This window comes from Pseudomonas syringae, from assembly GCF_021605415.1.
Taxonomy (GTDB): Bacteria; Pseudomonadota; Gammaproteobacteria; order Pseudomonadales; family Pseudomonadaceae; genus Aquipseudomonas; species Aquipseudomonas syringae_S.
The window spans coordinates 1-1,511 of the sequence record NZ_WKEQ01000084.1; the positions used below are offsets into that span (position 1 = coordinate 1).

Consider the following 1,511-nt stretch of genomic DNA (forward strand, 5'->3'; position numbering starts at 1 on the left):
GTGGGGTCCGGGTGGCGAAAACGTAAGAAATACTCGTCGAATTGATTGTTTTTTGATCATTTGGCGAGTTTAAAAGTTGCGCTAGGTGGTATGCCGGGGAAATACATGGCTACTTCAGACCATCCCTAAATATGATTTGATAAAGACGAATATCATGATTTTTTATGTAGCAGTAACGTTTCGACCGGCTCCGCTGTATGAATTTTGAAGACGCGTTGATCGCGCTAGGTTTTTTTGCCTTTTGCGGCGGACTCATAGACGCCGCCGTCGGAGGTGGCGGACTTGTACAATTACCAGCGCTTTTACATGCCCTGCCTCAGCAAAGCCTGGCTACGGTTTTTGGTACTAATAAGCTGGCAGTTTTGGCGGGTAACTTGTCTTCCATATTCAGCTATGTAAAAAGAATAAAAATCAAATGGAAATTAATGCTTCCCACCATGCTTTCCGCGTTTCTGTTTGCCTTTCTGGGTGCCCTCTCAGTATCCATCGTTCCAAAAAAGCCGATGGAGTTTCTTGTATTTTTCATCTTGATTGGCATGGCAATTTACACGTTTAAGGAAAAGGAACTGGGCTTGTCTGGTTCCAGCAAACACTGCGGATCAAAGGAAATTATATTAGGCATTTTCTTTGGCGCTCTCATTGGTTTCTATGATGGTGTGTTTGGCCCAGGCAGCGGCAGCCTCTTGCTATTTATATTTGTTAAATTTTTCGGTTTTGATTTTTTAAATGCATCAGCCTCTGCGAAGCTTGTTAATTTAGGAACGTTTAGCGCAGCGCTTCTCTTTTTTATTCCGACGGGTAACGTCCTTTGGACTGTTGGCGGGATAGTTGCTTTATGCAATATGGCAGGCTCTATCACTGGTGTTTTCTTGGCACTTCGTTACGGAAGTAGCTTCATCAGGATATTTTTTCTGGTTTTGCTTATATTTTTGATAGGCAGAATGGGGTTGTCTCTATTTTCTTAGCGGCCAAGGTCGTATGCCATGCCGTCTTCTTGATACAGCAGACGAACCACTTTTACGATGTCCTACCACAAGGTATTACTACGCCTCCCCAAAAAGAATAAAACCACGGAGATCGCTACATGGACTCATCCCTTTCCGCCACGCCTGAAAGTCCTGACCAAGCGAAGGGCAATACCCGCCGCAGCTTCCTGAAAAAGTCCCTCGCCGTTTCCGCCACGCTCGCCACCGTCGGCAGCACCGCACTACCCCGATTTTCCGATGCCGCCGAACCCTTGAGTCAGCGTTACCCTGATCCACTGATTCACATCCTCGACGACAGCTTCCTCGATCTGCGTGTTTTCAACGCCAGTGTTGAAAAACTCGCCACCGGCATGCGCTGGGCCGAAGGGCCGGTGTGGGTGGGTGATGGCCGCTATTTGTTGGTCAGCGACATTCCCAATAATCGCATCATGCGCTGGGACGAAATCACCGACACCTTCACCGTGTACCGCGAACACTCGAACTTTTCCAACGGCATGTGCCGGGATCGTCAGGGGCGTCTGATTG

General features: G+C 47.8%; 2 protein-coding genes. Both read left to right on the top strand.

All coding sequences use genetic code 11. The annotated features are described in order from the left end of the window. Nucleotides 1-197: 197 nt before the first annotated feature. Entirely contained in the window at nucleotides 198-965 is a 768-nt protein-coding gene (locus GIW69_RS26070) for a TSUP family transporter (RefSeq protein WP_236485664.1), read from the top strand. Nucleotides 966-1,084: 119 nt separating this feature from the next. Next, nucleotides 1,085-1,511: twin-arginine translocation signal domain-containing protein (locus tag GIW69_RS26075; RefSeq protein ID WP_236485666.1), on the top strand; the 427-nt coding region annotated here is incomplete at its 3' end.